Source organism: Faecalicatena contorta (assembly GCF_021531995.1).
Taxonomy (GTDB): Bacteria; Bacillota; Clostridia; order Lachnospirales; family Lachnospiraceae; genus Dorea_A; species Dorea_A contorta_A.
On the sequence record NZ_JAFBIZ010000023.1, the window covers coordinates 24837 to 33052 of the forward strand.

At 43.0% G+C, this 8216-nt stretch carries 7 protein-coding genes; all 7 read right to left on the reverse strand.

Annotation, left to right across the window (positions count from 1 at the left end; all coding sequences use genetic code 11):
* Nucleotides 1–7: 7 nt before the first annotated feature.
* The 7 genes from JQM82_RS04910 to JQM82_RS04940 all read right to left on the reverse strand — a co-directional run bounded on the left by JQM82_RS04910 (nucleotide 8) and on the right by JQM82_RS04940 (nucleotide 8144).
* Nucleotides 8–1303 (reverse strand): V-type ATP synthase subunit B, encoded by a 1296-nt coding sequence (locus JQM82_RS04910; protein ID WP_235248927.1) that lies wholly within the window; start codon nucleotides 1301–1303, stop codon nucleotides 8–10.
* A gap of 11 nt (nucleotides 1304–1314) precedes the next feature.
* The gene (locus tag JQM82_RS04915; RefSeq protein ID WP_235248928.1) at nucleotides 1315–3045 is read right to left on the reverse strand and encodes a V-type ATP synthase subunit A; all 1731 of its coding nucleotides are present in this window, start codon (nucleotides 3043–3045) and stop codon (nucleotides 1315–1317) included.
* Nucleotides 3046–3058: 13 nt separating this feature from the next.
* Nucleotides 3059–3580 (reverse strand): DUF2764 family protein, encoded by a 522-nt coding sequence (locus JQM82_RS04920; protein WP_235248929.1) that lies wholly within the window; start codon nucleotides 3578–3580, stop codon nucleotides 3059–3061.
* Nucleotides 3581–3592: 12 nt separating this feature from the next.
* Nucleotides 3593–4153: a hypothetical protein gene (locus JQM82_RS04925; protein ID WP_235248930.1), complete on the reverse strand. Its 561-nt coding sequence runs from the start codon at nucleotides 4151–4153 to the stop codon at nucleotides 3593–3595.
* Between the two features lie 254 nt (nucleotides 4154–4407).
* Nucleotides 4408–4758, reverse strand: coding sequence for a dicarboxylate/amino acid:cation symporter (locus JQM82_RS04930; RefSeq protein ID WP_331472776.1), 351 nt, complete (start codon nucleotides 4756–4758; stop codon nucleotides 4408–4410).
* 94 nt (nucleotides 4759–4852) lie between these two features.
* Nucleotides 4853–7231 (reverse strand): trans-4-hydroxy-L-proline dehydratase, encoded by a 2379-nt coding sequence (hypD, locus tag JQM82_RS04935; RefSeq protein WP_235248931.1) that lies wholly within the window; start codon nucleotides 7229–7231, stop codon nucleotides 4853–4855.
* A 4-nt stretch (nucleotides 7232–7235) separates the two neighbouring features.
* On the reverse strand, nucleotides 7236–8144 hold the full coding sequence (locus JQM82_RS04940) for a trans-4-hydroxy-L-proline dehydratase activase (protein ID WP_235248933.1): 909 nt from the start codon (nucleotides 8142–8144) through the stop codon (nucleotides 7236–7238).
* Between the last annotated feature and the right edge of the window lie 72 nt (nucleotides 8145–8216).

Here is an 8216-nt window from a genome sequence, read left to right on the forward strand (position 1 = left end):
ACTCCTTTTAGTTTAATGCATCCTTATTCGGCCATCTTTCTTTCAGAAGATTCGTCTTCAAACCGGTTTCATTTGGTTCAAAGCATTCTGCAAGAATCTGCCAGCCAAGATCAAGTGCATCTTCAAGTGGAATATTAACACCAAGATCCATTAATTTTGTTTCGAAAAGTTCACCGTACTTCAGAAGTTTCTCATCCCATTCTGTCATAAGGAATCCCATTGATTTCTTTTCAAGCGCTTCCTTGTACTGAGAATAAAGACGAATCATACCGTCCATGAGAGCACGATGGTCATCTCTTGTCTTACCATTTACGTTCTGTTTCAAACGTGAAAGTGATCCAAACGGCTCAATGTGTCCGTTCTTTAAATAATACTGACCTTCCGTAATATAACCCGTATTATCCGGTACCGGATGTGTTACGTCATCACCAGGCATGGTTGTAACACCAAGGATTGTAATGGATCCGGCGCCCTCGATATCAACTGCCTTCTCATAACGAGATGCAAGACAGCTGTACAGATCTCCCGGATAACCTCGGTTAGAAGGTACCTGTTCCATAGTAATTGCCATTTCCTTCTGTGCATCTGCAAAGTTTGTCATATCAGTAAGGAGAACAAGTACTTTCTTTCCCGCAAGAGCAAACTGCTCTGCAACAGCAAGAGCCATATCCGGTACAAGTGTACACTCTACGGTTGGATCAGCTGCAGTATGGATAAACATAACCGTATGGCTCATTGCGCCACCCTTTTCCAGAGTATCACGGAATGTAAGATAATCATCATATTTCAGTCCCATACCACCAAGAACAATAACGTCTACTTCTGCCTGAAGTGCGATACGGGAAAGCAAAGCATTGTACGGCTCACCTGAAATAGAGAAAATCGGAAGTTTCTGGCTCTCTACAAGTGTGTTGAACACATCGATCATAGGAATACCTGTACGGATCATGTTCTTTGGCAATATACGTTTTGCAGGGTTAAACGAAGGTCCGCCTATCGGAATCATATTTTCAGTAAGTGCCGGACCGTTATCTCTTGGAACTCCGGCTCCGTCAAACACCCGTCCGAGCAAATGCTCTGAGAAGGAAACCATCATCGGTCTGCCAAGAAAACGGATTGGATCATTGGTTCCTATACCCTGTGCACCTGCAAATACCTGAAGAGATACCACATCTTTATCAAGTTTAATAACTGTCGCATAACTGTCACCTACAAGAGCAAGGTCACCAAGTCTGACATCCTTAGCTCTGACAGTAACTACGTTACCGACGATTGATTCAATTTTTGTATATACTTTCTGCACTTTAGGACCTCCTACTCAACTGCTTTCGACATGTAGAATTCTGAGATTTTCTTCCCCTGCTCATAGTACTCCGGTGTCTGGAACTGGGTACCGTGCCAGTCAAGGAATTCCTGTCTCAACTGATTAAAGAAGCCTCGTATTTCTTTCTTATCTTCCAGGTCATAGGACTTCATTAATGCATCATACAGCACATCGAACTCTTCTCTCTGTCTCTCAGGAGAACAAGCCGCATCGATCGGATCAAACGAGTTTTGCTGAAGGTATACAGAGTCGAGAAGTTCACCCTTCTGATAGATGGTATAATCTTCCGCAGATGTTCCTTCTTCACCGACTACCTTCATCATCTGGTTGATCTCATTTCCCCTTCTGAGAATCGCACGTGCTTCTTCGATACGTCCCATATCTACAACACCTGAATATTTGGACCATGAATCCATCGGATGGATTGCAGGGTATTTACGCGCATCAGAACGTTCTCTTGAAAGTCCATGGAATGCTCCCACTACCTTCAATGTCGCCTGCGTTACAGGTTCCTCAAAGTTACCTCCTGCAGGGGATACTGTACCACCAATCGTTACAGATGCAACCTTACCGTTCTTAAGTCGTACTTTACCGGCTCTCTCATAGAACGAAGCAATCGTCGACTCAAGATAAGCAGGGAACGCCTCTTCACCAGGAATCTCTTCCAGACGTCCTGACATCTCACGCATTGCCTGTGCCCAACGGCTGGTAGAGTCTGCAAGAAGAAGGACATCCAGTCCCATCTGTCTGTAATACTCGGCAAGTGTTACAGCAGTGTAGCAGGAAGCCTCTCTGGCTGCTACCGGCATGGAAGAAGTGTTACAGATAATGATGGTTCTTTCCATAAGAGATCTTCCTGTCTTCGGATCTTCCAGTTCAGGGAACTCTTTTAAGATCTCTACTACCTCACCTGCACGCTCTCCACACGCTGCTACGATAACGATGTCAGCTTCACCATTCTTAGCCTCCATATGCTGAAGAACTGTTTTTCCTGCTCCGAAAGGTCCCGGAACACAGAATGTTCCACCCTTTGCCACAGGAAGAAAAGCATCAATACAACGAATCTTTGTTACCAGCGGTTCGTCCGGACGAAGTCTCTCCTCATAGCATTTTACTGCCTGTTTAACCGGCTGTGTGATAACCATGCTGAGTTCTTTCTCCTCGCCTTTACTATTTGCAATCACGCAAATTGTTGCTCTTACATGATAAGAGCCTTTTTCTTTAATTGATTTAACTGTCCAGTCACGACCTTTCAGTGTGAAAGGAACCATAATTTCATGTGTAAATAATCCTTCAGGAACACTACCGATAGAATCTCCTGCTTCCACAGAATCTCCCACCTTCACAGATGGTGTAAATTCCCATTCTCTGTCCGGAATAGGATCAAGATATACACCTCTCTCAAGGAAGAAGCCGCACTGTTCAGCCAGATCCGGTAATGGATTCTGAAGACCGTCAAAAACCTGGGTTAACAGGCCTGGGCCAAGCTCAACACTCATCAGTTCGCCGGTAAACTCTACAGCGTCTCCAACTTTAATACCGTTGGACATCTCGTAGATCTGCATGCTTGCAACACCATTGTTGATTCGAATAACCTCTCCTTTGAGACGTTTTCCATCAACAAGGATGTAAGCAACTTCATTTTTATGAACTGAACCATCAAAGCTGACATTTGCCAGGTTTCCGTTAATACCAGTTACATATCCTGTTACTGTTTCCATCAATTCTCTCCCGTTATAAGCTATATACGCGCTGCTGTACCTGATCAAAAAGACGTTTGAATTCCTCTTGTCCTTTTTTCTGAACGAAACAGCTCTGGCGCTCAAGCAATTTTAGTTTAATCGCATACCCGAATAAATAAACATCATCAAAAGTATGCAGGCCTACCAATGAATCAAGAATCTCAAATTCGTAATCCAACAAGATCTTCTCTGCCTCTAATGGATTCTTTGCAGACAACGCGGCTCCTGCCACCTGTGCAATCACAGAATCCTTATCATATGAGGTCAGATAGGGTCTTCCCAGATTCATGCTCCTCTGATAATTGAGTTCTCTCATAAGATTCTTATAATACACTGACCACTCTTTGATAAGCGGTCCCTCTTCTGATGAAAGAGTAAGATTTTCTAAGAACTTATATTTTGATTCGCTTACATTTGACTGGCACATACCGAGAAACTCACGATAAGTCATCGGCATCTCCCCGTCTGTTCTCAGATCCGGCAGGCTTGATATCAAATAATAATATGAAGCCATAGACACCTCCTGCTAGAAATCAAGATTTCTGAAATATGGCATCAGCATCTGCATGATCTCTTCGTCAGAACAGTCAAAGTAACCGGAACCATCCTTTGCAGCCAGGCGGAATCCTGCCTGAACACCTTTGGTAGGTCTGATCTCAAGACCGTTCTTAATCTCTTCTGCCAGCTCTGCTTTGAGTGTATCACTCACTTCTGAAACTTCAACTGAATAATTCTGTACATCTTCTCCAGTCACAACTGCCTGAATTAATTTCCCCAATGCCGTATCAGAAAGAGTATCCTTCACTTGTGAAGAAAGAAGCTTCTCAAACTCAGCTTTCACCTCAGTTTTAAATGCGAGCATAGCGTCTCTTTTTGCCTGTTCTGCACTGATTGCTGCGCTCTCTTTCAGAATACTGATTTCTTTTTCTGAAGTTTCCTGGATATTCTTCGCTTCAGCCTTGGCATCTGCTACAATTCTTTCAGCTTTTTTCTTGGCTTCTGAAATAATCTTCTCTGCTTCTGCGTTAGCCACGTCAATTCCTTCTTTTCGGATTGACGAAACTAAGTCTTGAATCTGTAATTCCATAATTTCACTTCCTTTCATTATATTTTTCTTTAAATAAAAAGAACTTATTCATTTCATAATACTACAAGTCCATCCTGTTTTGCAAGTACTCCAGCATGAAATCCATAAATTTTTTCTGTCTTTTTTATAAATTGTTTCGTGAATTTAGAAACAATTTATAAATTCCGCAAATCGTACATACGTCTCTGTTCTTGAAGATCTCCCAGGTCTGCTTCTCCGCCCGGTGATATTGTTTACAAACGGATGGCCGGAAATTAAGAAGCCTCTCCGATGGATGCAAATGTACAGGTCAGGACGATCGTAATCTGCTGAATCAGGCTTAAATGAATCCCGTATACGTTTGCAATAAATAATGCACAGATTCCCTGGTAGATCGCAGTTCCGTCCATATTGATCGTAGACCCGAGCGGAAGCACAAAAGAACGTACCTCTTCATTCACTCCCAGCTTTTCTGCTGATTTCATAGAATATGGCAGCGTTGTGGAGCTACTGGCCGATGTAAAAGCAAATACAATAGCTTCTGCTGATTTTTTGAAAAATTCTTTCGGACCTATACCGGAAAATAATTTCACGCAAAGACAAAATAACTGCCAAAGAAAATCTATGAATCATCCGACAGCCCATTCCTCCTGCCCCGGTATAAAATAAGAACCGCTGCATCTCGCAGCGGTTCTTATTATCACTCTTTATCATTCATCTCTATTCAAAAGACTGCTCGGTACGATTAATGATCTCATCCTGAAGCGGCTTATCCAGGTTACGGAAGAAATCACTGTATCCGGCTACACGTACGATCAGATCCTTGTAATCTTCCGGATGCTTCTGAGCCTCGATCAGTGTCTGCCTGTCAATGACATTAAACTGAATGTGGTGACCATCCATAGCGAAGTAAGAACGGATCAGGCTTGCCATATTGTCCAGCCCTTCCTCTCCGGCAACAACGTTCGGTGTAAACTTCTGATTCAGAAGTGTTCCGCCTGTTGCCAGATGATCCATCTTTGAGCAGGATTTGATCACGGCTGTAGGTCCGTTGGTATCTGCGGATTTTTCCGGTGAAATACCCTCAGACACTGGTTTGTGCGCTTTTCTTCCATTCGGAGTTGCCATAATAACATCTCCAAAGTATACATGACAGGTAGTAGGAAGCATATCTACACCATATTTTCCACCCTTCATATTCGGACGACCTGTAATCATGCTTCTGTATAATTCGAATACATTCTGCATAATTTCATCTGCATAATCATCATCATTTCCATATTTCGGAGTCTTATCATGAACCATATTGAAAATAGCATCGTAACCTTCGAAGTCATGCTCCATAGCTTCGATCAGCTCTTCCATCGTGAAGTTCTTCTTATCGTATACATTATATTTTACAGCAGACAGGCAGTCCGTAACGGTACCAATACCTACGCCCTGAATATAACATGTATTGTATCTTGCTCCACCTGCATTGTAGTCCTTTGCATTGGAAATACAGTCATTCGTTACAACAGAAAGACAAGGTGCCGGCATCTCCTGTGCATACAACTGCTCGATCACGTTATTACCACGAATCTTAATGTTTACAATATGCTCAAGCTGTTTCTTAAATGCTTCCCAAAGTTCATCGTAAGTCTTAAAGTCTTTCGCATAGCCAAGCGGAAGTCCGATCTGTTTTCCGGAATACTCATCATATCCATTGAACAATGTCAGCTGGAATACCTTCGGAATATTCAGATATCCAGTCAGGATATAAGCTTCACTTCCCCATGCTCCTGTCTCTACACATCCGGAAGAGCCGCCGCGTCTTGCATCATCCAGGCTCTTACCTGCATTGATCAGCTCCATGATCTGAGCTTCCGTATTATAGAATGCCGGCTGACCCCATCCTTTTCTTGAGATCTCGCAGGCTCTCTTTAAGAATTTGGCTGGTGTCTTCTTACTGATCGTAACGTTAGAGTTCGGCTGAACCAGCTTCATCTCATCCATACAGTCAAGGATCAGATAACTTACATTGTTAACACCATTACGTCCGTCCGGTGTAACACCTCCGGTATTGATATTAGCAAAATCTGTATAAGTAGCACTTTCTTTTAATGTAATACCTACTTTTACCGGTGCAGGCTGATTGTAGAATTTTACCCACAGACATTCCAGAAGCTCAAGTGCTTTTTCGTCATCCAGAATTCCTGCTTCAACATCTTTCTCATAATATGGATTCAGATGCTGGTCAAGTCTTCCCGGGCTGAATGCATCCCATGGATTCAGCTCTGTTGTAACTGCGAGGTGTGTGAACCAATATAACTGAATTGCCTGCCAGAAGGTCTGTGGCTTACGTGCCGGAACCACTTCCAGGTTCGCAGCAATCTGAAGAAGCTCTGCTTTTCTGACTTCATCTGTTTCCTTTTCTGCCATCTCAAGCGCAAGCGCATGGTAACGCTCTCCGAGGATGCACACTGCATCACAGGAAATCGCCATAGCTTTCAGCTCTTCACATTTATTCACCGCTTCCGGATCATTAATATAATCCAGCGCATCCATCGTCTTCTGAATCTTCTCTTTATAATCAAGATATCCTGTCTTAAATACCTGCTCACCGCCACAAGTATGTCCCGGGCCTCTCTGCTCCATAAACTCGGTAAACATACCTGCACTGTAACACTCCTGCCATTCCGGAGTCATTCTGGAAAGGATCTTCTCTCTCATCGTTCTTCCCTGCCAATATGGAATGATCTCCTCGGCCTGAAGCTTTCTGTCTTCTTCTGTCGTGTGGAAAGATACGAGTTCACGCTCGCTCATAACCACCATGTCTTCTACACTGTGGCAGCAAAGCTCCGGAAATGTAGGAGATGCCTGTGGATCCTTTCCTTTTTCACCAACAATCAGCTCTCCGTCTCCGAGATACAATGTCTTCTTGGAAAAATACTCTTTCAGAACCATTGCTCTCATAACCGGAATGGAATATTTTCCGTCATTCTCCTTGTAGAAATCCGTCTCGATCTTCGCTCTCTCAAGATCAATATGAACCGGTGTGGTCACACTGATTTCACGAAGTTTCTTAATTCTTTCATTCATACCACGTAACTCTGCCATTGTTTTACCCTCCTATTTTTGTGTTTTTGAATCCGGATTCCACAAAGAGTGACACAAATGCTTCCATCTCCGCTTTCTCCGGTGCATGTAAATCAGTTCCTTTATATTTCATTCCCAGCTTCTGATACTTTCCGCTCCCCGTATCATGATACGGAAGAAGATTAATCTGAGCCGGGTGAATATCATGTTCTTTCAGAAACCTTATCGTTTCTTTCATATTTTCTTCATTTCCATTGACTTCCTTTACCGTCGGAATCCTTATATAGATCCTTGCCCCGTCAGCCGCAAGGCGTGCCAGATTATCAAGGATCAACTGATTATCCACCCCGATATACTTCTTATGAAGCTCCGGATCCATCACCTTTACATCATAAAGGAATGTATTGACATACGGAAGAATTGCCTGAAACTTTTCATATGGAACGTATCCGCAGGTATCAATCGTAAGTGTGACATCCTGCCGTTTTAACTCTTTTGCAATTGCCAGGATATATTCCAGATCCATCGCCATAACTTCGCCGCCGGAAAGGGTTACTCCTCCGCCGGATTCTTCATAAAACATCTGGTCCTTCATGAGTTCTTTGACGAGTTCTTTGACCATATATTCATTTCCAATGATTTCCCGGATTCCTGCCGGGCAGAAGTTTACACACTTTCCGCAAAAAGTACATTTTTCACTGCTCCATACCGGTTTCCCGTTTTCCATGGTAATCGCACCATTCGGGCAAATCTTTGCACAAGTTCCGCAGCCTGCACATTTGGTTCCGTCACACTGCATCTCCTTGTTGAATCTCTGAGTTTCCGGGTTATGACACCATTCACATTTCAAAGGACATCCTTTAAAAAACACAGATGTACGGATTCCATCTCCATCGTGAATCGAAAACTTCTGTATGTTTGTTATCAGCGGCATTTTACTTCCTCCGTTTTTTCATAACCATGAAATATTTTTCGAGTTTTTCCTTTTAATTTCATAATACAATAT